This is a genomic window from Xanthomarina sp. GH4-25 (assembly GCF_045363175.1).
Classification (GTDB): Bacteria; Bacteroidota; Bacteroidia; order Flavobacteriales; family Flavobacteriaceae; genus Xanthomarina.
This window is the reverse complement of the sequence record NZ_JBJFLO010000002.1, coordinates 116,521-139,678: the sequence shown is the minus strand read 5'-3', so window position 1 is coordinate 139,678 and position 23,158 is coordinate 116,521. Positions and strand designations below refer to the sequence as shown.

Below are 23,158 nucleotides of genomic sequence, written 5' to 3'. Positions count from 1 at the left end.
ATTAAATGCATTCCAGAAACTTACATTGTAAAGATTATAATTTTGATGAATTAATTAACAATAATCATTTATTGGAGCGTTATGTTTTTACTAATGTTTACAAGAATAAAACCATTGATTTTTCAAATCCTGAAGCTGTATTTCATTTAAACAAAGCGTTATTGAAGACCCATTATCAGATTACCGATTGGCATATTCCAAAGGGCTATTTATGTGCGCCGATTCCAGGGAGAGCTGATTATATTCACCAAATAGCCGATTTACTCCAAGTAAATAACTCTAAAGGCGAAATTAATGGTCTCGATATAGGTGTTGGGGCTAATTGTATCTATCCTATTTTAGGAACTCGAATATACGGCTGGCATATGGTAGGAAGTGATACGCAATTAGAATCTGTAAATGCTGCAAAATACAATGTAAGTTTAACAAATAATCTAAGAGATTCTATTGAGATAAGACATCAAACAAATCCTGCTTATATTTTTGAAGGAATTATTAAGCAAAAAGAATATTATCATTTTACTATGTGTAACCCTCCATTCCATGGATCTAAAGAAGAAGCGTTAAAAGGAACAAGATTAAAACTGAAAAACCTTAAAAAAGATGGTGCAACTACTCTAAATTTTGGTGGCCAAGCTAATGAGTTATGGTGTAATGGTGGCGAAGCGTTATTTATTAAACGCATGATTAAGCAAAGTGTCGATTTTAGAGACCAAGTAAATTGGTTTACTACTCTAGTTTCTAAAAAAGAGCATTTAACTAAATTAAAAAAGCAATTAGAGAAGTTAAAGGCAACATATCAAATTATTAAAATGTCTCAAGGAAACAAAATCAGTCACATATTAGCTTGGACGTTTTCTTAAAAAAAAAAGTAAATTCTAATAATAAGAAATTAATTAAGAAGTAATTTCTTAGTTTCTGAAAGATTCTCCGAAGTTATTTGAACCAAATACATTCCTGCACTTAAAGAGGTTAATTGAATATTATTTTTACCAAAAGTTAATGGTTTGCTTAATAATAATTGTCCATTAATTGAATATATTTCTAAATCTGCTTGTTGCGAATCAATACTAATAGTAAGCCTATCTGAAGCTGGATTTGGAAACATATGAAATCCTATAGGTTCTTTTACTTCTGTAGTTGATAATGCTTCACAATCCCATTCATTTTCTACAAATGCACAGGTAGCATCTATTGACCATCCAGATAAATAACCAGCTTCGGCATCATCGACAAAAATACAGCTTAGATTCGCGTTTTCGGTCATAGTGAATTCGGAAATATAACTATTATTTCCATTTCTAAAATCTACTGTAGATAGATTATTTCCTTCACATTTAATCCATCTCAATCCTGAATTACTAGAGATGTCTAAGGCCGAAAGATTATTATATCTTGCGTATAATAGTAATAAGTTAGAATGATTTGATAAATCTAATTCAGTTAGTAAGTTGTTACTAACAAACAATCTTTTTAAACCAAGACAATCACTTAGATCTAAACTTGAAATACTGTTCTCTCTACAATCTAAATAACTTAATTGTGGATTGTTATCCAGATTTATTTCAGTTAAATTATTAGAACTACAAGAAAGTGTCTTTAAAAGATTGTTTTGCGTTAAATCTAACGTTGTTAATTCATTAAAATTTGCGAATAAATATTTTAATTTAGTATTATTTGTAACATTTAATGTTGTTAAATAATTAGAATAACAACCTAGAAATTCAAGTTTCGAGTTGTTAATAACATTTAGCGTTGTTAAATTATTTAAATCTACAGATAAACTTTCCAAATCCACATTATAAGTAAGGTCTATAGTATTTAATAGATTTGAGCTTAGTTTTAGAATTTCTAATTTTGTATTTAATGAAACATCAATAGCAACTAACTCATTATCGTTTGCATTTAATTCTTCTAAATGAATATTATTAGAAACGTTTAGTTCTTCTAGGTTATTTAATGAGCAATCTAAAGTTTTTAGGCTAGTAAAAGCTTCAATTCCTGAAAGGTCATGAATATCATTTCCACTTACATTTAAATAAAAAACACCAACTGCATCAGTATTTAATATATTACCATTCAATCCGTTGGTATCAATGTTTAAGTTAACAAGGACTTCTTCGAAATTAGAATCTATAATATCTGTCGTTTGCGAAAACCCTTGAAATTGGAAAACGCAACTAAACAAAATAGAAAAAAACGTAATATGTTTATATATGCCAATAAATGTAGGTTGCATATTTGGTTTGTTAGTGATTAGTTATTTTATTAATAGCTTACAAATAATAATATAAAAGTATTATTTTCTTAAACGGCTGATGCATTTATTCGTTATTTGTAGAATTTATCCGATAACTTGCTGTTTTATACCTAAATATGAATTATTTATTAGTAATTTTCAATACGTTAAAAACATTCTAAAAATGTGGATATTAATTTATTGAATTGTATTTTTGTTCATTAAAAATATCTTATGCTTTCATTATTAAACACTTTTAGGATTATCGCTTTTTTAGAAGGAATCTCCTATATTTTATTACTGTTTATTGCAGTACCAATTAAATATTTTGGCAACGATCCACAATATGTAAAATTATTAGGTATGCCTCATGGTATACTATTTATTGGTTATATTATTTTAGCAGTCATTCTCGGTTCTAAATTAAAATGGAAAACAAAAACCTTGCTTTTTATTCTCTCAGCTTCAGTTATACCGTTTGGAACTTTTTATGTAGATAAAGTTTATTTAAAACAAGTATCTTAATGAAAGACTTACAGTGTTTTTTTTACGATTATTTTACTTCAATACATATCTCTGAAACAGCATCAAAGTATCTAAACATGTTTTGTTTACTACTAATTTTAGCTGTATTAATTTACATAACAGATTATGTTACTCGTAAAATATTAGTGAATGCTTTTGCCAAGTTTTCTAATAAATCTAAAACTAATTTCGACGATTTATTGGTAGACCATAAAGCTCCTAGAAACATTGCACATATTGTTCCTTTAGTTATTACTATTAAGATATTCCCTATTGTTTTTTACGATTTCCCTCATTTTGAGGGTTATATTGTAATGATTCTAAAAGTCTATGGTGTTATTTTAACCATCTGGATTATAAGAAGTGTGTTACAAACTTTCGAATCTTACTTTAAAACTTTACCCAGATTAAAAGACAAGCCTATAGATAGTTACATACAAGTAGCCATGCTTTTTCTATGGGTTATAGGTTTTGCCACTTGTTTAGCGATACTTATCGATCTTTCTTTTCTTAAATTTTTCACGACACTTGGGGCTGCATCAGCTGTATTATTATTAATCTTTAAAGATACCATTCTTGGTTTTGTAGCCAGTATCCAAGTTTCAATAAACGATACTGTAAGAATTGGAGATTGGATTACTATGGATAAATACGGAGCAGATGGTGATGTTATTGAAATTAACTTGTCTACCATTCAGGTTCAGAATTTCGACATGACAATTACAAATATCCCTACCTATGCTATTTTAACAGATTCTTTTAAAAACTGGAGAGGCATGCAGTCTTCAGGTGGTAGACGTATAAAAAGAGCTCTTATTTTAAAAGCAAAAAGTGTGCATTATTTAACAGATGCTCAAATTGAAGACCTTAAAAGAATTGAATTAATTTCTGAATATTTATCTCAAAGACAAAAGGATATTTTTAGTTATAATGAAACTCACGAAGTGGATAAATCTACTTTAATAAACGGAAGGAATATGACTAATTTAGGTGTGTTTAGAAAATATATGCTTTCTTACATACAAAATCATTCTGCTATAAACAAAGAGATGTCCATTATGGTTAGACAATTAGAGCCTACACCAAACGGATTACCTTTAGAGATTTATGCTTTTAGTAGTGATAAACGTTGGGTAAATTACGAATATATTATGGCAGATATTTTCGATCATGCTATTGCAGCTGTCTCTTATTTCGATTTGGAATTATTTGAATATCCTACGCAATATCCTATTCTAAAAAAATAGTTATTTTAATCTGTCTTTAATAAACTCTATTTTATCTTTACCATGAAGCGCTGGCTTCCCATCCTCTCCTAAATTCACCATAATAATATTATCGACTGTTAAAATAGTTTCACGTGTCATTTTATTACGTGCTTCACATTTTAGCGTAATGGACGTTTTTCCAAATTTCACAACATCCATCCCAATTTCAATTATATCGCCTTGTGTTGCCGAACTCATAAAATTTATTTCAGAAATATATTTTGTAACAATTTTATTATTATCAAGTTGAATTACGGTATAAAGCGCTGCTTCTTCGTCTATCCAAGCCAATAATCGTCCTCCAAATAAGGTTCCATTTGGGTTTAAATCTTCAGGTTTTACCCATTTTCGTGTATGAAATCTCATATATTTAATTTTTATCAAAGATACTTTATCTAAAAGTTTTGGAAGCATAATAATATCTTTTGTATCAATACAAATATTTAATTAATCTATTTGTTAATAACCCTGTTAATATTGATTAAGAGCCTTCCCCAATTTAGAACACATAATTTGTAAGTTTAAAAAAACTTACTAAAAATGAACAGATCTACAGACCTTTTAGAATGTCGCCCACAATTATCCTCAACATTATTTTCCGATTCTATGAGCGATGACGAACGCTTTCAAAATGCAACTCTAAGACCTATTATTAAACTTCAAAACGACTTGTTTATTGAAGTGTTTAAAAATTATGTAAACAAACATAAAAATGTATTCTTAGACTTATCTATAGAAAAACAAATAGATTACATAGAAAATGCCATTCATAAAGACATGAAATTTAGAAACTCTTTAAAGGGTATGGTCATTGGTCAATTTACAGTTGAAGAATATCAATGTTACATAACTAATTCTTCAGCTTTAAATAAACGCATGATGCACCTAGTTAAGGAAAAATTAATTAGTAATATTCAAGTTTTTCATTCTATCTTTGTTTAAGATATGAATTTGAAAGAACACTTGTTACAAGCCTGTTATAGCTATGTAAACAAACGCATTGCAAGTTATAAAGATGAAATAGAAACTATTAAAGAGTCTATTGAAAATAACGACAAGAGCAATGACGAAGGAGATGATTCTGGTAACGGAAAACTTTTTAACGATTTAGAATTACATGCACAGTATTTAAGTGACGCATCAAAAATGTTAGACACTTTAAAACTCATTAATTCTAAAATAGCAAATACCAATGTGGTTTTAGGTAGCTTGGTTAAAACAACTTCCAATACATACTTTATTTCAATAAGCGTTGGAAAAATTGAGATAGAAAATGACACCTATTTCGGTATTTCTCAACACTCACCTATTGGACAATTATTAAAAGGTAAGTCTGTTGGAGATACTGTAAGTTTTAATAATAACACATTTACTGTTACAGAAATTAAATAATAGATTCACCATTTAAATTGGTTGTAAGTACATCGCTCATATAATTAAAATAAGGTCGAACAGCTTTGAAAGACCTAATAATATCTTCAAAGAAATCATCTGATAAAACCTCCTTATCAGAATATTTTTTTGTGAAAATGTATTGTTTTTTTCTAATTAAATCAATGGCAGGATGCTCTTTATCAAAATCTCTTGGAGCCGTTTTTAATTCGTCACCAACAAAATCTCCCCAGATATTTTTAAAGGTTTTATTAGTAATAATTTTTCTAATTTCGGAATCGTCCATTTCAAATTCTTTTCGTATTCTAAATAAATCATCTTTGTTAGGTTCCCAAAAACCAGTTGCTATAAAAGATTGATTGTTAGGTGCTAAATGCAAATAGTAGCCACCTCTTAATTCTGGTTTTTTTCTATGAAAAGAACCTCCAAAATGTGTTTTATATGGGAGTTTGTTTTTAGAAAAACGAACATCCCTATAAATTCTAAAAACTTTAAGTTTGTCTATGTCATCGTGGACTCTTAAAGCATCTAAGACTTGATTGTAGAAAGTTTTTGATTGTTTTTCTACCTCTTTAAACTCGTTTTTATGATTATTAAACCAATCGCGATTATTATTTCTTTCTAGTTTGTTTAAAAAATCGAAAATGTCTTTAGAGATAGTTGGTTTCATGATTGATGTATTTAAGTTAAAAGTACAAAAAAGTCCTGCTAATTAGCAGGACTTTTAAATTGAATTTCAAAAAGCTTATTTAGCTATTGTAAATGTTTTTTTAATAACAGATTTACTATTAACATCGTAATACTCTACTATAAAATTATTATTGGCATCAAAATATCCAACACCATTATAATCGCTTGAGGTAAAAACATAATTATTATTTCTACTTGTATTTAAGACATGTCCATAATCTGTTTGAACATCGGTTCCAATTTCTGAAACTACAAAACCATCTTTATTTCTTTTGAAAACAAAATTCTCATCATTATAGCTATAATACACCGATTGTGTTTTAGAATCGTACATTGGATCCATATCGTTATCAACTTCAACAGTTTGAGTTACTTTTGAAGGTGAAGCAACAATCTCTTGGTTCACTTTATTTTTATCATCTTCAGCCAATTTGATTTCTTGTTCTTCTTTAGTTGTAACTTTTACTTTTTTCTCTACCACTTCTCTACCATCATCTACTGTTATGGTTTTTGTGGTTGTTTCTTCAGATACATTTTTAGGTTTCTCCTGCGCAAAAAAGACAGTTGGAACTAAAAACATAACTATATATATTAAATTTTTCATTTTTGTTTGTTTTTAAAGGTTAATAAATTAATTGAGATTAAGTATTAATTGCCGTCAAATGCATCTTCAACATCGTCTGCAGCATCTTCGACTGCGTCACCAACATCTTCAGCTGCATCTTCAACGTCATCTCCTACTTCATCCATTGTTTCTTCAATTTGTTCGTCTGCCTTTTTTTCATCTCTACAACTAGTAAATACAGTTGAAAAGGAAAATAAAAGAGCAAATATTAATAGTATTCTTTTCATGATTTAATTTTTAATGGTTCATACAAAACTTGATTATCAAACTTCTACAACAAATATGACACTAAATGCTTATAATGTTTAGCTTAAATGAAATGCATCTTAACTCTAATAGATATTTAAAACATTTTATACTATGCTTCAATAATATGATCCTTAAGTGAATCTGTTGTTTCTTTGTTCCAAGCATCTAACATCCAGCTGGATTTTTCTAACTCTCTAATATATGCGCCTATTAAATCGACTGTTCCTTCATCTGAAACTGCATTTGCTTTTTCGATAACGACATTCATTTGTTTTAAAAGTATTTTATGATCTTTTAAAGTTTCCATAACCATTTCTTTATCAGTTTGTAAAGCTGAAGCTTCTTCGATTGAGGAAACTTTTAAATAATCGCTAAACTTACTCATAGGGTGATATCTAAGTGTTAAAATACGTTCGGCTATATCATCAATTTTCTCTCTTGCATCTGTATAAAGCTCCTCAAATTTAATGTGTAAATTGAAGAAGCTTTTTCCTAATATATTCCAATGGTTGCTTCTTAGGTTTTGATAGTAAACTTGATAATCTGCTAATAACGTATTTAGCTCTACCACAACTGGTAATAATTTTTCATCTTGCATATTCAAATAACTCATAATCTATCTTGTTTTATTGGTTTATATACCAAACAAACTAAGGTTTGAATACAGAAAGTCAAGTGGTTTAACAGGGTTTAACGGTTATAAGTTTTGATTAACTTAAATTAAGTTAAATTAGATTTGAAGTGTTAAAAAAATTATGAAACTAGAAATATAATCGATTTATTCGAAGTCAACTTTATTTAAAATCAAGCCTGAAGCAGGAGCTATATAATCCATAACCTCTATGCTTTCAGGACTTAAAGAGTCTTTTATGTATTCTAAAGTAAGATCTCCTCTTCCTAATTTAATTAAAGCCCCCATCATTAATCTAATTTGATTTCTCATAAAACCTTGTCCTCGTACACGAAGTAAAAAGGATGTTTCTGGAAAAAAATTAGCAGTAAAAATAGTATTTTCTACAATTTCACAGGTAAGTATCTCTCTATCGAAGATGCCATTTTCTGTCGCTTTATAGCAATACGTTTTAAAATTATGAAAACCCTCAAATAGTTTGGCCCCTTTTTTCATTAATTCAATATCCAAGGGTTCCAAAATGGTAGTCATAATAGGAGCACAAAACGGATGAAATTTATTTCCATGAGCAAAGACATACAGGTATTCTTTAACTTTTGCATGATTAATAATATTAAAACTTTCATCTACTTGCCTCACAGAAAGAGCTCGAATATCCTGTGGCAAATTATGATTAAACAATGCTAAAAACTCATCTAAATCATCTAAAGGCTCATATACAAAAAGCTCGAAAGCGGCTTCCTGAGCAGAAACCATAGCATCTGTTCTCCCTGAGCCTAACGTTTTAAATCGTTTGCCCTCAAATATATAGTTTAAGGTTCTGTCTATCATTAAGTGAACCGTTTTTATATTAGGCTGCTTTTGCCAACCATGAAAACGATAACCTAAATATTGAACTTTTAAAACGTAGAAATATTTTTTATTAAACACAACTCTTTATTTGAATGTTGAAAAATAAGTCATTTTAAGTAACTGCCAAATTTTTTATACCTTGTAATTATATTAACCATTAAAACATACTAACTTATGACTAACATTTCAACAAACAAGCCACCTCTTTGGTTTTGGATAGTAGGTGTTGTTGCACTTATTTGGAACCTTATGGGAGTTATGGCTTATATTGGACAAGCCTATATGACAGATGCTGACTTAGCATCTTTACCTGAAGCCGAACAAGCCTTATATGCCAATTATCCTGCTTGGGCAACTGCTGCTTTTGCCATTGCTGTTTTTGGTGGTTCTATTGCATCCATTGCATTATTACTTAGAAAAAAATTAGCAAAAACACTCTATGTTATATCATTATTAGGAATTGTTGTACAAATGATTTATAATTTTTTCATTAGTGAAGCTATGGATGTATATGGTCCTGGAGGAATGATTATGCCTGTAATGATTATAATTATTGGTTTTTATCTTATTGGTTTTTCTAATAAATGTATTTCAAAAAACTGGATTTCATAAACTTATTTTTTAAAGAATGAAAAGGTGTTAGATGTTTTTCTAATGCCTTTCTTTTAAAATATTAACAATATCCTGAAGCTTAAAACCTTTGGCTTGTAAGAGAATTAAGTAATGAAACAGTAGATCGGCGCTTTCATTTAAGAATAAATCGTCATTGCTGTCTTTAGCTTCAATAACAACTTCTACGGCCTCCTCTCCTACTTTTTGTGCTATTTTATTAATGCCCTTTGAAAATAATGAAGCAACATAAGATGTGTCTTCTGAAGCATTATTTTTTCTGTTTTCAATGACAGTTTCTAAATCTGATAGAAATCCGAAATTTTGAGTGTTATTATCATTCCAACAGGTATCGGATCCTTTATGACAGGTTGGTCCTTTTGGATTTACTTTTATTAATAGTGTATCGCTATCACAATCTAATTTAATAGACACTAGATTTAATACATGACCACTTTCTTCACCTTTGGTCCATATGCGTTGCTTTGTTCGGCTGAAAAATGTTACAAGTTTTGTTTCTAATGTTTTATTGAGTGCTTCCTCATTCATATAACCCAACATTAACACATTGTTTGTTGTGTTATCTTGGATAATAGCTGGAACGAGTCCGTTATGTTTATCGTAATCTATATTCATTTTTATAATGCTTATGTGTGGCTGAATAAATTCAGCAAAACAACTTAAAGTCGCACAGGAATTCTCTGTTTTTTTAACTCTCTTTTTAAATCTATAATTTCTATTTCACCAAAATGAAAAACACTTGCTGCCAATGCAGCATCTGCTTTCCCTAGTTGAAAAGTATCTGAAAAATGCTGTATACTTCCAGCTCCACCAGAAGCAATAATTGGAATATTCAATTCTTCTGAAAGTTTCTTTAAGACTGTATTTGCAAATCCATCTTTAGTGCCATCATGATCCATAGAAGTGAATAAGATCTCTCCAGCTCCACGCATTTCAACTTCTTTTGCCCAACATAATAAATCCAATTCTGTTGGAATGGTTCCACCTGCAAGATACACTTTCCATTGTCCATCAATCTGTTTAGCATCTATGGCAACCACGATACACTGACTGCCAAACCTTTTTGATAATTCGTTAATTAAATCTGGGCGTTTAACAGCTGATGAATTTACAGAAATCTTATCTGCTCCACATTTTAAAAGAGCCTCAACATCTTCTATAGAAGAAATGCCTCCACCAACCGTAAATGGAATATTTACTTGTTCAGCCACTTTTAAAACCATATCTAACATCGTTTTCCTTCCTTCCAATGTTGCCGAGATATCTAAAAAAACTAATTCGTCTGCACCATTATCTGCATACCTCTTAGCTAATTCTATTGGATCTCCTGCATCTTTTAAATCTATAAAGTTGACACCTTTTACAGTGCGCCCGTTTTTAATATCCAAACACGGGATAATTCGTTTTGTAAGCATGTTAAAAATGAGTTTCTAAATCCTTTAGTTTAATATTTCCTTCATACAAAGCTTTACCAATAATAACAGCTTCGCAACCAATATCTTCTAGTAAATTAATGTCATCTATACTAGAAATACCACCTGAAGCAATTAATTTAACGGATTGGCCATTGCTATTAGAACAAGAATCTATAATGTTTTTATATAACTCGATTGAAGGGCCTTCAAGCATGCCGTCTTTTGAAATATCTGTGCAAATAACATATTGAATACTTTTTTTTTGATAATTCTTTATAAATGGAATGACCTCTAAAGAACTTTCTTCTTGCCAGCCACTAATGGCAATTTTTTCATTTCTACAGTCTGCACCAAGAATAATTTTTGTACCACCGTATTTCTCAAGCCAACCTTCAAAAACTTTAGAGTTTTTAACAGCAATACTTCCTCCTGTTATCTGTTTAGCACCAGAATTAAAAGCGATATGCAGATCTTCATTTGCACGAATTCCACCTCCAAAATCAATTTTTAATTTTGTTTTAGAGGCTATTTGCTCTAACACTTTATAATTTATTATTTGTTTAGCCTTTGCGCCATCTAAATCTACTAAATGCAAGTATTCAATGCCTGCAGCTTCAAATTGTTTGGCCACTTCAAGTGGGTTTTCGTTGTATATTTTTTTTGTGTTATAATCCCCTTTTGTAAGTCTTACACACTTTCCATCTATAATATCTATTGCTGGTATGATTCTCATATTATAATTCTAAAAAATTCTTTAATAATTGTTCCCCTACATAACTACTCTTTTCTGGGTGAAATTGAACACCAAAAAAATTGTCTTTTTGTAAAGCTGATGAATAGATTTGGCTATAATTAGTTGTAGCTATGGTTTCTTTGCAGTTTTCGACATAATAACTATGTACAAGATACATATATTCATTTTCAGAAATACCATTAAAAAGCTTAGATTTTAAATTATTGATAGTATTCCATCCTATTTGTGGCACTTTTACCTGATTTGAAAACCGTTTTACAGAAACATTAAAGACTCCTAAGCCTCTTGTACTACCTTCTTCAGTTTCATTACAAAGTAATTGCATGCCCAAACAAATACCCAAAACGGGCTGTTTTAGCTTTGGTATAATAATATCTAAACCACTTTCTTTCAACATATCCATAGCACTTTTTGCTTCACCAACACCAGGGAAAACAACTTTATCTGCTTCTAAAATTTCTTTTGGATTATTAGTTAATATGGCATCTATATTAAGTCTCTTAAATGCAAACTGAATACTTTTAATATTTCCTGCTCCATAATCTATAATGACTACTTTCATATTTTTAAAACGCTTCGATAGCCTCAGAGAGGCATCTTTTTTTAATTTATAATATACCTTTTGTTGTTGGTAAGATCATATTATCTACATCTCGTTTAACAGCCATTTTAATAGCTTTTGCAAAAGCTTTAAAAATAGCTTCGATTTTATGGTGTTCGTTTGTTCCTTCTGCTTTTATATTTAGATTGCATTTTGCTCCATCGGTGAAGGATTTAAAAAAGTGCATAAACATTTCAGTTGGCATTTTTCCTATCATTTCGCGATTAAATTCCGCATCCCAAACCAACCAGTTTCTACCACCAAAATCTATAGCTACTTGTGCTAAACAATCGTCCATTGGTAAACAAAACCCATATCGTTCTATACCTAATTTATCTCCTAATGTCGTTGCAAAAAGTTCACCTAAGGCAATCGCTGTGTCTTCTATGGTATGGTGTTCATCCACTTCTAAATCACCAACAACTTTAATAACCAAATCTAATTGTCCGTGTCTAGCTATTTGATCTAACATATGATCGAAAAAAGCAATACCAGTTTCTATGTTACTTTGTCCTGTTCCATCTAGGTTTAAATTGATTTTAATCTTAGTTTCATTAGTGTATCTTTCAATTGAACCTGTTCTTACTTCTGCTTTTAAAAAGGTATAAATCTTTTTCCAATCGTTGGTTTCTAAAGCAATAATACTATTTAACTCTTCGCGTTTAACGGTAATTTCATTTGTTCCTAGGTTGGTATTGTCATTAATAAAAATGCTCTTAGAACCTAAGTTTTTTGCTAATTCAATATCAGTTAATCGATCTCCTATAACGTATGAGTTTTTTAAATCATAATCTTCAGAAAAATATTGAGTTAATAAACCTGTATTTGGCTTTCTAGTTGGAGCATTCTCACTAGCAAATGTTTTATCAATAAATTGCTCTTTAAACTCGATACCTTCAGCTTGAAATGTTTTAATGATAAAATTATGAACTGGCCAAAACGTGTTTTCGGGAAATGTGTTTGTTCCTAAACCATCTTGATTGGTAACCATAACTATTTCAAAATCCAACTCTTTGGTTATCCTACTTAAATATTGAAATACATTTGGGTAAAACTCTACTTTATCGAATGCATCTATTTGCTCATCTGGTGTTTCTTTTATTAGTGTTCCATCTCTATCTATAAAAAGTACTTTCTTCATTGTATGGCTTTTAAAGTGTTTATTAATCTTGTGTTTTCGGCTTTAGTTCCTACGGTTAAACGCAAACAGTTTTTACAACCTAACTGATTGGTTCTATTGCGAATTACAATGCCTTTTTCTATGAATTGTTGATACCTAAAATTTGCATCGTCTACTTTAACAAGTAAGAAATTAGCATCTGAATGATAGATTTTAGATATAAAGGAAATGGTCTGTAATTCTATAATTAGATTCTCTCTTTCAGCTTTGATTTGTTGAATTTCAAAAGCTACTTCTTTTCTATTTATTAATCTATCTAAAACCGACTGTTGTGTCAAACTATTCACATTATAAGGTGGTTTTATTTTATTCAACACTGAAATAATTTCTGTTGATGCGTAACCAATTCCCAATCTAATTCCAGCCAGACCATAAGCCTTTGAAAAGGTTTGTGTAATGATTAGGTTTGGGAAATCATCTAACTTATTTAACCAGCTTTTCTGTTCCGAAAAATCTATATAGGCTTCATCTAAAACGACAATTCCTTGAAAATTTTCAAGTAATTTTTCAACATCAGAAACTGCAAAACAATTACCAGTCGGATTATTTGGTGAGCATAAAAACAAAATTTTTGCATTTGTGACCTCTAAAATTTTGTCTATTTGAGGCTGAAAAGTGTTAGATAAAGGCACTTCTACAACTTCAACAGCATTAATATTCGCTAACACTTGATACATACCATAAGTTGGTGGTAAGGTTATAACCTTATCTTTATTTGGCTCGCAAAAAACGCGAAATATTAAATCGAGTATTTCATCACTTCCATTCCCTAAAAGCATGTTATTAGTAGAGAGGTTTTTAATTTTTGAGAGTTTAGATTTTACTTGAAGTTGCTGAGGATCTGGATAACGGTTCACACCATTATCAAACGGATTCTCATTGGCGTCTAAAAACAGCATGTTGTTTGAACTATCCTGATATTCATCTCTTGCAGATGCATAAGGGTTCAATTCTTTTACGTTATTTCTTACTAGTTCTAAAATCTTCATGATATCAAGTCTTTTAATCTTATTGAAACCGCGTTTTTATGAGCTTGTAAACCTTCTGCTTCAGCCATTAATTCGATTGTTTTGCCAATGTTTTTTAAACCTACCTTTGATATCTTTTGAAAGGTGATATTCTTAGTAAAGCTATCTAAATTTACGCCAGAATACGCTTTACTAAAGCCATTAGTTGGCAAGGTATGATTGGTGCCAGATGCATAATCTCCTGCACTTTCCGGTGTGTAATTACCAATAAAGACCGAACCTGCATTTATAATATTGTCTATAAAATAATCCTCATTTTCAGTACAAATAATAAAATGTTCTGGTCCATAACCGTTTATTAAATTCAAGGCATCTGCATCCTTTTCCATATAAATTAATTTTGAATTGGATAATGCTTTCTCTGCAATCTCTTTCCTTGGTAATTCCTTGATTTGCATCTTAATTTCAAGCTCAACGTTCTTAATCAGTTTTCTTGAAGAAGACACTAAAATAACCTGACTGTCTGCACCATGTTCAGCTTGACTTAACAAATCTGATGCTACATAGCTTGCATTAGCTGTACTATCTGCAACTACCAATAACTCACTTGGTCCAGCTGGCATATCGATGGCTACTCCGAATTTTGTAGCTAACTGTTTAGCCACTGTTACAAATTGATTTCCTGGTCCAAATATTTTATAAACCTGAGGCATGGTTTCTGTTCCAAAAGTCAAACCAGCTATAGCTTGAATACCTCCAACTTTAAATATTTTAGTGATACCGCAAAGTTGTGCAGCATACAAAATCTCGTTTGCAATATTGCCTTTTTGATTTGGAGGAGAGCACAATATTATTTCTTTGCAGCCTGCAATTTGAGCAGGAATGGCTAGCATTAAAACCGTTGAAAACAAAGGAGCTGTTCCTCCAGGAACATACAAACCAATTTTTTCTATAGGTCTTTGTTCTTGCCAACAAATAACCCCTTTTGATGTTTCCACTTCTACATTATCTGTTTTTTGAGCTTGGTGAAATTTTTCAATATTTGTTTTTGCTATTGAAATAGCTTCTTTTAAGTCGTTTGAAACTAATTCTGAAGCTTTTTCAAACTCTTCTTTAATTACCATATTGGACTCTAAAACAGCTCCATCAAAGAGTTCTGTATATTTTGAAATGGCAGTGTCTCCATGTTTTTTTACATCCTCAAAAATTTGATTAACTGTAGACTCAATGTTTTCAACTTTCTGTGTTGGTCTTTGTAATAAGGTTGACCAATCTTCTCTACTTGGATTTATTATTTTTTTCATATAACCATATTTTCAATTGGACAAACTAAAATTCCTTGAGCTCCTTGAAGTTTTAATTCGTCAATTATGTGCCAAAAATCATTTTTGTTAATGACTGAATGTAATGAACTCCAACCTGTTTCAGCTAATGGTAGAACTGTTGGGCTTTTCATTCCTGGAAGGATATTAATTATATCTTGAATTCTATCGTTGGGAGCATTTAAAAGCACATATTTAGATTGCCTTCCTTTTAAAACCGATTGAAAGCGAAACTTCAATTTATTTAGAATCTCTAGATTTTCTTTAGAAATTAAAGGTGATACAGCTAAAACCGCTTCAGACTGTAATAGCACTTCTACTTCCTTCAAGTTATTTTTAAATAAGGTGCTACCACTTGAAACAATATCTACAATAGCATCAGCAAGACCAATATTTGGCGCTATTTCTACGGAACCATTAATGATATGAAGTTGTGCTTCAATCTTATTTTTAATTAGATACTGATTAACCGTATTGGGATAAGAAGTAGCAATACGCTTGCCTTGTAAATCCTGAATCGATTTATAGGTTGAAGATTTTGGAACAGCAAGAGATACTTTACAGTTCGAAAAGCCTAATTTTTCTGTAATAGGAATATCGTTTCCTTTTTCAAATAAAATATTTTCACCAATAATGGCAGCATCTACAACACCATCTCTTAAGTATTGTGGGATATCTCCATTTCGTAAATAAAAAACCTCAATAGGAAAGTTTTTGGCTGATGCTTTTAGTTGGTCTCTACCATTATCGATAGAAATACCAACATCTTTAAGTAATTTCATGGAGTCTTCATGAAGACGACCAGATTTTTGCACTGCAATTTTTAATTTACTCATTGTTTGTTTAAATATGTTTGAGTAAATCTTTTGGAAAGAAATTTCTACTTTTAAGAAATAAAAAACCCGTTTGATTTACTCAAACGGGTTTTTAAATATGTTGATTTTATTCAATACATTTTCAGCTCGCTTGAGTGCCAGAATGAAAATGATGATGATGTAATTGAATAAAAGTCATGTTTCTTATTTGTGAGTACAAAGATTGTAAATAATTAATTACAATTCCTAAATAAATATTATTTTTTTTATTGATTCCCAAGTATTAAAGGCATTCCAGAGTCTCCAGAACCAATAACAATAACTTTACTGTTAGGAGATTCTGATAATTTAACGGTTGCATCAATCCCTTTATCCTGTAAGATTTTATCAGTAAGAGAAGCGCTTAAAATTCTGTTAGATTCTGCTTTACCTTCTGCTTCAATAATTACTTTTTGAGCTTCTTTAGCTGCTGTAACTAATCTAAACTCATATTCTAAAGATTCTTGCTCTTGTTTTAATTTACGTTCAATAGCCTCTTTAATAGTTGGTGGTAAAGTAACATCTCTAACTAAAACCTCATTTAATTGAACATATTGATCTTCGACAATTTTTTTAGTTTCTTCAAAAATTTCTTGTTGAATAGCATCACGCTTACTTGAATACAACTGTTCTGGTGTATAACGTCCTACAACACTTCTTGCTGCCGAACGAATAGCTGGTAATAATACACGCTCTTTATACATTTCACTTTTTTCTTGGTGTAATTTTCCTAATTGAGCAAAATCTGGCTGAAACCAAATTGAGGCTTCTAATTTAATATCTAATCCATTAGACGATAATACACTCATTCTCTCTAGAATCTCTTGTTGTCTTACTTCGTAAATAAATACCTTATTCCAAGGTGCTACAATATGAAATCCTTCACCTAAAGGTGGTTGGTCTGTAACGACTCCATTATCGAACGTTTTATATAAAACACCTGCTTCTCCAGAACCAATGGTCACAGCAGATTTAGCAAGTAAAATAACAAGTACTATAGCAATAATGATAGTAGGTAAAGCAATTTTTGGTAATTTTTCCATGTTTTTTTTTTAAATTAATCCGTTATATTTTCTAATAAACCATTCTGCCGATAGGCAAAAAACAATTAATGCTAGAAGATATTTCCAGTCGATCAAAGGTACAACATTTTTATGGCTCTTTTGGATTGGTTTGTACCTTTCATCTTGTAAAATATCGTTAATTAAATTATTGCTATTTGTTGCGAAATAACTATTTCCTTTATTAGATTTTGCAAGTTGTTGAAGTTTTTCAAAATTCGCATTTAAGAACTGCTGTTCAATATTATATTCCAAGATTCTAAAACTTCCAGATTTAGATATTTTTTCGTTGGCAGCATTTACAGTAAAGTCGTATTCGGAAGCAGACAAGTTACTTAAATCTACTTGATAGTAATTGTTTTTTAAAATAAATGGAAAGCTTTTGGTTTCTTTAGAAACCTTATTAGTTACTATTATTGAAAGAGATTCCTTGGAATCGAATTCATAATTCTTATTAAAGAACTGCGCTTTTATTAGCACACTTGAATTTCCTTCATAGAAAGACTTATAATCCACATTTAGTCTGGTTTTTCTTTCAGTAGAAGCTAAATATTGAACTAATTTTCCAATAAAATTATCAAAATTATTGAAAGACTTATCGATTAAATAGCTGTGTGCTCGCCATTGCCAAATGTTTTCTCCAAACAATACAGCTTTTCTCGTACCATTTTGCTCTAAAGTGGCTAGTAAGCTATTTTCTGTAGCATAATTTCCAACTTTTTTATATAAAATGGATTGAAATGGTATTTTAAACTGGGCTTCACCAAAACTAGATTTCAAAGGTGGAAACGATTCAAACTCTAAATCTTCAACAATAAAATTTGAAAACCCTGAATTTAAAACTGCTTGGTAATCCTCGGTTTGATTAGTGATTTCGTGAGTGACATTTAAGTCGAGGCTATTTAAATATCTCCAGTTGGTTTTTGTTCCTGAAATCAAAAAATAATTGCTATTTGTACTTTTTAAATGTTCAAATACAGAATTAAAGTTATTATTTGGCTGATATAATATAACTAATTGAAAATCATTATGTTTATTTAAATAATTAATAGGTTTTAAAATTTCGACTTGTCGTTGCTCATTAGCCTCGATACTTTTTTTAAGAGCACCTATATCTGGATGTAATATTTCAGACACTATAGCAACATTCGTTTTTTGATCTATCACCTCTACAGCAAAATCCTTCTGATTATTTACTGTATTTTTTTCGTTATCTAAAGGTTCTAAAATCGCTTTATAGGTATGAACTCCAACCTGATTGGCTGGCAAATAAAAATTTAATATTCGAGAATTATTTTCTTTGGTAAAATTTACTTTTTCAGAAAAAACTGTTGCTAATCCACTTCTTACTCTAAACACAGAGTTTATAGCTTCTTCTCCATGATATACCAAAATAATTTCTACCGGAAATTTATTCTTTAAATAGGCATATCTATTCACATTTAACTGTTGGATTTTTAGATCTGAGTAAACTGTTGAATCTCCAAGTATTACTGAATAAACGGGTTGTTTGTATTTGGCTGCAGAAAACACATAATCGTTCCCAATAGTTTGGTTCCCATCGGTTATTAAAACTGTTGGAGAAACAGTTTGATTATATATTTGATTGAACTCATGGAACACCTTATCAAGGTTGGTTTGCTCTTCATTAAAAGTAATGGAATCAGACTGTTTTACTTGTTTTCCGAAGGCATAGGTTTGCACATTGAATTTATTATTAATTTCTGCATTAGAAGTGATATTTTCTAAAGCAGTCAAAGCATTCGCATCTTGTTTTAAATAAGCTATAGAGTTTGAATTATCTACAGCTACTACCAAATTTGGTTTTTCTAGATAAACACTTTGACTTTCGTATTTAGGATTTATAAGTAAAAGCAATAATGAAAAAACAGTTACAAACCTTAGAGTAGCCAAAATAATTTGCCGATTCGAGCGCTGTTTCACTTTATATTTATACTGAAAAAGCGCTACGAATAGCGCTATAATTCCAGATAATATTATATATAAAATTGTTTCTGTTTGCATGTATAATTTTAAGTTAGCATACCACCATCTACATGGATGGTTTGCCCTGTAATATAAGAACTCATATCACTAGCTAAAAATACACAAACATTAGCAATATCTTCAGGTGTTCCTCCACGTTTTAATGGAATAGCGTCTCGCCATCCTTTTACAGTAGCTTCATCTAATTTTGCTGTCATTTCAGTTTCAATAAAACCTGGAGCAATCACATTACTTCTAATATTTCTTGAACCTAATTCTAAGGCTACGGATTTTGAAAAACCAATAATCCCTGCTTTAGAAGCTGCATAATTAGTCTGTCCAGCATTTCCTTTTACACCTACTACAGAACTCATATTAATAATAGAACCATTACGCTGTTTTAACATCGTACGTTGTACAGCTTTGGTCATATTAAAAACAGATTTTAAGTTAACTTCAATAACGGTATCAAAATCTTCTTCTGAAATACGCATCAATAAATTGTCTTTTGTGATTCCTGCATTATTAATTAAAATATCTATGGCACCAAATTCAGCTACTACAGCATCTGCTAATTCTTGAGCTTCTTTAAAATCGGCTGCATTACTTTTATATCCTTTAGCTTTAATACCAAGTGCATTTAATTCATTTTCCAATTCATTAGCTGCTTCTACAGACGAACTATAAGTAAATGCTACATTAGCACCTTGTTTAGCAAAAACCTGTGCAATACCTTTGCCTATTCCTCGACTTGCTCCAGTAATAATGGCTGTTTTTCCATCTAATAATTTCATTCTAATATATTTTTGGTACGAATAACACAATTGTACGAAATGGTTGATTCGTTTGGTTGATTTCTAGTATCAAATATAGCGATAAGAAGTTATATGAAATAAAAAACCTCATAAAATTAAGATGAATTTATGAGGTTTATTTATATGTAAACAAGATTTTATCCTAAAACTTCTTTTACTTTTTTACCAATTTCAGCAGGTGAATCGACTACGTGAATTCCACAAGCTCTCATAATTTTCTTTTTTGCTTGAGCCGTATCATCACTACCACCAACTATAGCCCCAGCGTGACCCATGGTACGACCTGCAGGAGCAGTTTCACCAGCAATAAAGCCAATAATAGGTTTTTTAGATCCGCTAGCTTTATACCAATTAGCAGCATCTGCTTCCAATTGACCACCAATTTCACCAATCATTACTACAGCTTCAGTTTCTGGATCGTTAATTAATAATTCCACAGCTTCTTTGGTTGTTGTTCCAATAATTGGATCTCCACCAATACCTATTGCAGTTGTAATGCCCAATCCTTGTTTTACTACTTGATCTGCTGCTTCATAAGTTAAAGTACCCGATTTAGAAACAATCCCTACTTTTCCTTTTTTGAAAACAAAACCTGGCATGATACCAACTTTAGCTTCACCTGGAGTAATAACTCCTGGACAGTTAGGCCCAATTAACCTACAGTCTCTATTTTTAATATAGTCTGCAGCTTTAATCATATCTCCAACAGGAATACCTTCTGTAATGGTTATAATAACTTTAATTCCTGCATCTGCAGCTTCCATAATGGCATCTGCTGCAAAAGCTGGTGGTACAAATATAATAGTTGTATCTGCACCTGCTTGTTCTACAGCTTCTTGAACTGTATTAAAAACGGGTCTGTCTAAATGTGTTTGCCCTCCTTTTCCTGGTGTAACACCACCAACAACATTCGTTCCATACTCTATCATTTGACCTGCATGAAATGTTCCTTCACTTCCTGTGAAACCTTGTACTATTATTTTTGAATCTTTATTAACTAAAACGCTCATTATCGATTAATTTTTTATGTTTTTAAAACGTTGCAAAAGTAAGTTTTTAACTGCTATTTATAAAGTAATTTAAACTTTAATTTCTGAAAAAGAATTGGCTTGAATGGCATCATCATCTGCTAATTGACTTATTTGATGACCTTTAAACAATTTACCATCTTTTAACTCCCATATGCTTATATAATGTGCTAAAGGAATTTCTTCATCTGGATTTTCAATTGTTCTAGCATAAACAGTATATCTAGTAGTAACAAAATCTCCATCTTGAAGTAAGTGACTAATTTCTGACCTTAGATTAAAGTAGGTGTCATTAACATTATTAAAGAAGGCTTGAATATCTTCAAAATTCAATAATTGAAATCCTTTACTGCTATTCCAATGTAATTCACAATTCTCATGAAAATATTTTTCAACAGCAATTTTATTCTCAACTAAGTTGTATTCATAAAATTGTTTTACTATTTCTTTAGGGCTCATTTATTTAATTTTTAATTTCTCTAAAATCTCTGGAATCATCCTAATGGAAGCTATTTCTTTGTATTTTGATCTAAAATCATCAGCTGGTGTGCCAAAATAACTTTTACCACCTTCTAAAGATTTACTAACACCAGATTGAGCTGAAATTACTGCTTTTTTACCAATTGTAATTCCACTAGTTATACCTACCTGTCCCCAGATGGTGACTTCGTCTTCAATAATAACACAACCTGCAATTCCAACTTGAGATGCAATAAGGCATTTTTTACCAATAACCGTATCATGACCAACTTGAATTTGATTGTCTAGTTTTGAGCCTTCTCCAATGGTTGTATCTGCAGTAACTCCTTTATCTATGGTACATAATGCACCAATATCTACATGATCTTTTATAACAACTCTTCCACTGGATTTTAATTGATCGAAACCTTCAGGTCTATTTTTGTAATAAAAAGCACTAGCTCCTAATACAGTTCCTGCATGAATGGTTACGTGATTACCAATTACGGTATCATCGTAAATACTCACATTCGAATGGATAGTACAGTTATCTCCAATTACCACATTATTGCCTATAAAACTATTAGGTTGAATAATGGTGTTTTTTCCGATTTTAGCTGAAGTTGAGATGGCTGAAATCGAAGGAACAAAAGGTTTAAAATGTTGCGTTAATTTATTGAAATCCCTAAAAGGATCGTCACTAATTAGCAGGGCTTTACCTTCTGGACAAGCGACTTCCTTGTTAATTAAAACAATAGTTGCAGCAGACTCTAAAGCTTTATCGTAATATTTTGGGTGATCCACAAAAACGATATCTCCTGCTTCCACTACATGGATTTCGTTCATGCCTAAAACTTGAAAATTGGCATCGCCTAAAAATTGACAATCAATTATTTTAGATATTTGTTCTAAAGTATGTGGCGTTGGAAACTTCATAGGCTTAGTTTTCAGTTTCAGTCTCGGTTTTACAATTATTATCTGATTCTGTTAACTGCTAAATTAGTTATTCTTTAACTCTTTCTTTATAAGTGCCCTTTTCTGTTTCAATTTTAATCTTGTCTCCTTCGTTTATAAACAACGGCACATTTACTTCAGCCCCAGTTTCAACCGTTGCTGGTTTTGTTGCATTGGTTGCTGTGTTCCCTTTAATTCCAGGCTCAGTATGTGTGACTTCTAAAATAACACTAGCTGGCATATCTACCGATAGAGGCATGTTGTCTTCTGAATTGATAAGAACTGTTACTACTTCGCCTTCTTTCATTAAATCTGCTCTATCTAAAGCTGCTTCAAGCAAACGAATTTGTGTGTAATCTTCTGTATTCATGAAATGGTAAAATTCGCCATCATGATATAAAAATTGAAATTTATGTGTTTCCACACGAACATCTTCTAATTTATGTCCAGCCGAAAACGTGTTATCCAACACTTTTCCATTGGTAACACTTTTCATTTTAGTTCTAACAAAAGCAGGTCCTTTTCCTGGTTTTACATGCAAAAATTCAATTATTTTATAAATATCGTTATTATATCTGATACATAATCCGTTTCTAATATCACTTGTACTTGCCATTCTATTGTTTGTTGTTAAGTTGTATGTGTGTTTTCTTTTGAAAC

The 23,158-nt window shown here is 30.8% G+C and carries 28 protein-coding genes; 6 read left to right on the top strand and 22 right to left on the bottom strand.

Annotated elements, in window-relative coordinates:
* Positions 1 to 5: 5 nt before the first annotated feature.
* The gene (gene rlmF, locus ACI5KZ_RS03285; protein ID WP_109309980.1) at positions 6 to 863 is read left to right on the top strand and encodes a 23S rRNA (adenine(1618)-N(6))-methyltransferase RlmF; all 858 of its coding nucleotides are present in this window, start codon (positions 6 to 8) and stop codon (positions 861 to 863) included.
* A 29-nt stretch (positions 864 to 892) separates the two neighbouring features.
* Here rlmF and ACI5KZ_RS03280 read toward each other — a convergent pair whose 3' ends face one another.
* Complete coding sequence (locus ACI5KZ_RS03280; protein WP_406846877.1) at positions 893 to 2,239, bottom strand: T9SS type A sorting domain-containing protein; 1,347 nt, start codon at positions 2,237 to 2,239, stop codon at positions 893 to 895.
* Positions 2,240 to 2,473: 234 nt separating this feature from the next.
* Between ACI5KZ_RS03280 and ACI5KZ_RS03275 the strand changes: the two genes are divergently transcribed.
* Together ACI5KZ_RS03275 and ACI5KZ_RS03270 are read left to right on the top strand one after the other, a co-directional pair.
* Positions 2,474 to 2,764: a DUF3817 domain-containing protein gene (locus ACI5KZ_RS03275; protein WP_109309978.1), complete on the top strand. Its 291-nt coding sequence runs from the start codon at positions 2,474 to 2,476 to the stop codon at positions 2,762 to 2,764.
* Positions 2,764 to 4,011, top strand: a complete 1,248-nt coding sequence (locus tag ACI5KZ_RS03270) for a mechanosensitive ion channel family protein (RefSeq protein WP_109309977.1) — start codon at positions 2,764 to 2,766, stop codon at positions 4,009 to 4,011. The genes ACI5KZ_RS03275 and ACI5KZ_RS03270 overlap by 1 nt, the downstream gene beginning before the upstream one ends.
* Here the strand turns inward: ACI5KZ_RS03270 and ACI5KZ_RS03265 are convergent, their stop codons facing one another.
* A complete protein-coding gene (locus tag ACI5KZ_RS03265; RefSeq protein ID WP_109310035.1) occupies positions 4,012 to 4,398 on the bottom strand; it encodes an acyl-CoA thioesterase in 387 nt (128 codons plus the stop codon). It abuts the gene before it with no gap.
* Between the two features lie 174 nt (positions 4,399 to 4,572).
* On the opposite strand from ACI5KZ_RS03265, the gene ACI5KZ_RS03260 reads away from it, so the two are divergent.
* The gene (locus ACI5KZ_RS03260) at positions 4,573 to 4,974 is read left to right on the top strand and encodes a glyoxalase (RefSeq protein WP_109309976.1); all 402 of its coding nucleotides are present in this window, start codon (positions 4,573 to 4,575) and stop codon (positions 4,972 to 4,974) included.
* Positions 4,975 to 4,977: 3 nt separating this feature from the next.
* Positions 4,978 to 5,424, top strand: a complete 447-nt coding sequence (locus tag ACI5KZ_RS03255) for a GreA/GreB family elongation factor (RefSeq protein ID WP_109309975.1) — start codon at positions 4,978 to 4,980, stop codon at positions 5,422 to 5,424.
* On the opposite strand, the gene ACI5KZ_RS03250 is transcribed toward ACI5KZ_RS03255, so the two are convergent.
* From ACI5KZ_RS03250 to ACI5KZ_RS03230, 5 genes are all read right to left on the bottom strand, one after another.
* The gene (locus ACI5KZ_RS03250) at positions 5,417 to 6,094 is read right to left on the bottom strand and encodes a DUF2461 domain-containing protein (RefSeq protein WP_109309974.1); all 678 of its coding nucleotides are present in this window, start codon (positions 6,092 to 6,094) and stop codon (positions 5,417 to 5,419) included. The genes ACI5KZ_RS03255 and ACI5KZ_RS03250 overlap by 8 nt on opposite strands.
* Before the next feature lie 75 nt (positions 6,095 to 6,169).
* Positions 6,170 to 6,718: a hypothetical protein gene (locus ACI5KZ_RS03245; protein ID WP_109309973.1), complete on the bottom strand. Its 549-nt coding sequence runs from the start codon at positions 6,716 to 6,718 to the stop codon at positions 6,170 to 6,172.
* Positions 6,719 to 6,762: 44 nt separating this feature from the next.
* On the bottom strand, positions 6,763 to 6,966 hold the full coding sequence (locus tag ACI5KZ_RS03240) for a hypothetical protein (protein WP_109309972.1): 204 nt from the start codon (positions 6,964 to 6,966) through the stop codon (positions 6,763 to 6,765).
* Positions 6,967 to 7,097: 131 nt separating this feature from the next.
* Positions 7,098 to 7,601 (bottom strand): Dps family protein, encoded by a 504-nt coding sequence (locus ACI5KZ_RS03235; RefSeq protein WP_109309971.1) that lies wholly within the window; start codon positions 7,599 to 7,601, stop codon positions 7,098 to 7,100.
* Between the two features lie 165 nt (positions 7,602 to 7,766).
* Positions 7,767 to 8,549 carry a tRNA pseudouridine(38-40) synthase TruA gene (locus ACI5KZ_RS03230; RefSeq protein ID WP_109309970.1) on the bottom strand — a complete coding sequence of 261 codons (783 nt, stop codon included), beginning with the start codon at positions 8,547 to 8,549 and terminating at the stop codon, positions 7,767 to 7,769.
* Between the two features lie 96 nt (positions 8,550 to 8,645).
* Between ACI5KZ_RS03230 and ACI5KZ_RS03225 the strand changes: the two genes are divergently transcribed.
* Positions 8,646 to 9,083: a hypothetical protein gene (locus tag ACI5KZ_RS03225; protein ID WP_406846876.1), complete on the top strand. Its 438-nt coding sequence runs from the start codon at positions 8,646 to 8,648 to the stop codon at positions 9,081 to 9,083.
* A gap of 39 nt (positions 9,084 to 9,122) precedes the next feature.
* On the opposite strand, the gene hisIE is transcribed toward ACI5KZ_RS03225, so the two are convergent.
* The 15 genes from hisIE to efp all read right to left on the bottom strand — a co-directional run bounded on the left by hisIE (position 9,123) and on the right by efp (position 23,114).
* Positions 9,123 to 9,716: a bifunctional phosphoribosyl-AMP cyclohydrolase/phosphoribosyl-ATP diphosphatase HisIE gene (gene hisIE, locus ACI5KZ_RS03220; protein WP_406846875.1), complete on the bottom strand. Its 594-nt coding sequence runs from the start codon at positions 9,714 to 9,716 to the stop codon at positions 9,123 to 9,125.
* A gap of 44 nt (positions 9,717 to 9,760) precedes the next feature.
* Positions 9,761 to 10,516 (bottom strand): imidazole glycerol phosphate synthase subunit HisF, encoded by a 756-nt coding sequence (gene hisF / locus ACI5KZ_RS03215; RefSeq protein ID WP_109309967.1) that lies wholly within the window; start codon positions 10,514 to 10,516, stop codon positions 9,761 to 9,763.
* Between the two features lies 1 nt (position 10,517).
* A complete protein-coding gene (gene hisA / locus ACI5KZ_RS03210) occupies positions 10,518 to 11,249 on the bottom strand; it encodes a 1-(5-phosphoribosyl)-5-[(5-phosphoribosylamino)methylideneamino]imidazole-4-carboxamide isomerase (protein WP_109309966.1) in 732 nt (243 codons plus the stop codon).
* A 1-nt stretch (position 11,250) separates the two neighbouring features.
* Positions 11,251 to 11,832: an imidazole glycerol phosphate synthase subunit HisH gene (gene hisH / locus ACI5KZ_RS03205; protein ID WP_109309965.1), complete on the bottom strand. Its 582-nt coding sequence runs from the start codon at positions 11,830 to 11,832 to the stop codon at positions 11,251 to 11,253.
* Between the two features lie 46 nt (positions 11,833 to 11,878).
* On the bottom strand, positions 11,879 to 13,012 hold the full coding sequence (gene hisB, locus ACI5KZ_RS03200; RefSeq protein ID WP_109309964.1) for a bifunctional histidinol-phosphatase/imidazoleglycerol-phosphate dehydratase HisB: 1,134 nt from the start codon (positions 13,010 to 13,012) through the stop codon (positions 11,879 to 11,881).
* The gene (gene hisC, locus ACI5KZ_RS03195) at positions 13,009 to 14,040 is read right to left on the bottom strand and encodes a histidinol-phosphate transaminase (protein ID WP_406846874.1); all 1,032 of its coding nucleotides are present in this window, start codon (positions 14,038 to 14,040) and stop codon (positions 13,009 to 13,011) included. Before hisC ends, hisB begins: the two co-directional genes overlap by 4 nt.
* A complete protein-coding gene (hisD, locus tag ACI5KZ_RS03190) occupies positions 14,037 to 15,323 on the bottom strand; it encodes a histidinol dehydrogenase (protein WP_406846873.1) in 1,287 nt (428 codons plus the stop codon). Before hisD ends, hisC begins: the two co-directional genes overlap by 4 nt.
* A complete protein-coding gene (gene hisG / locus ACI5KZ_RS03185) occupies positions 15,320 to 16,177 on the bottom strand; it encodes an ATP phosphoribosyltransferase (protein ID WP_406846872.1) in 858 nt (285 codons plus the stop codon). Before hisG ends, hisD begins: the two co-directional genes overlap by 4 nt.
* Before the next feature lie 245 nt (positions 16,178 to 16,422).
* Positions 16,423 to 17,238: a prohibitin family protein gene (locus ACI5KZ_RS03180; protein ID WP_109309960.1), complete on the bottom strand. Its 816-nt coding sequence runs from the start codon at positions 17,236 to 17,238 to the stop codon at positions 16,423 to 16,425.
* Between the two features lie 9 nt (positions 17,239 to 17,247).
* Positions 17,248 to 19,281, bottom strand: a complete 2,034-nt coding sequence (locus ACI5KZ_RS03175; protein ID WP_406846871.1) for a VWA domain-containing protein — start codon at positions 19,279 to 19,281, stop codon at positions 17,248 to 17,250.
* Between the two features lie 8 nt (positions 19,282 to 19,289).
* Positions 19,290 to 20,036, bottom strand: coding sequence for a 3-oxoacyl-[acyl-carrier-protein] reductase (fabG, locus tag ACI5KZ_RS03170; protein ID WP_406846870.1), 747 nt, complete (start codon positions 20,034 to 20,036; stop codon positions 19,290 to 19,292).
* 158 nt (positions 20,037 to 20,194) lie between these two features.
* Positions 20,195 to 21,067: a succinate--CoA ligase subunit alpha gene (gene sucD / locus ACI5KZ_RS03165; protein ID WP_109309957.1), complete on the bottom strand. Its 873-nt coding sequence runs from the start codon at positions 21,065 to 21,067 to the stop codon at positions 20,195 to 20,197.
* A 69-nt stretch (positions 21,068 to 21,136) separates the two neighbouring features.
* Complete coding sequence (locus tag ACI5KZ_RS03160) at positions 21,137 to 21,544, bottom strand: nuclear transport factor 2 family protein (RefSeq protein ID WP_406846869.1); 408 nt, start codon at positions 21,542 to 21,544, stop codon at positions 21,137 to 21,139.
* Positions 21,545 to 22,480: a UDP-3-O-(3-hydroxymyristoyl)glucosamine N-acyltransferase gene (locus ACI5KZ_RS03155; RefSeq protein WP_109309955.1), complete on the bottom strand. Its 936-nt coding sequence runs from the start codon at positions 22,478 to 22,480 to the stop codon at positions 21,545 to 21,547.
* Positions 22,481 to 22,547: 67 nt separating this feature from the next.
* Complete coding sequence (gene efp, locus ACI5KZ_RS03150) at positions 22,548 to 23,114, bottom strand: elongation factor P (protein ID WP_109309954.1); 567 nt, start codon at positions 23,112 to 23,114, stop codon at positions 22,548 to 22,550.
* Positions 23,115 to 23,158: the final 44 nt, after the last annotated feature.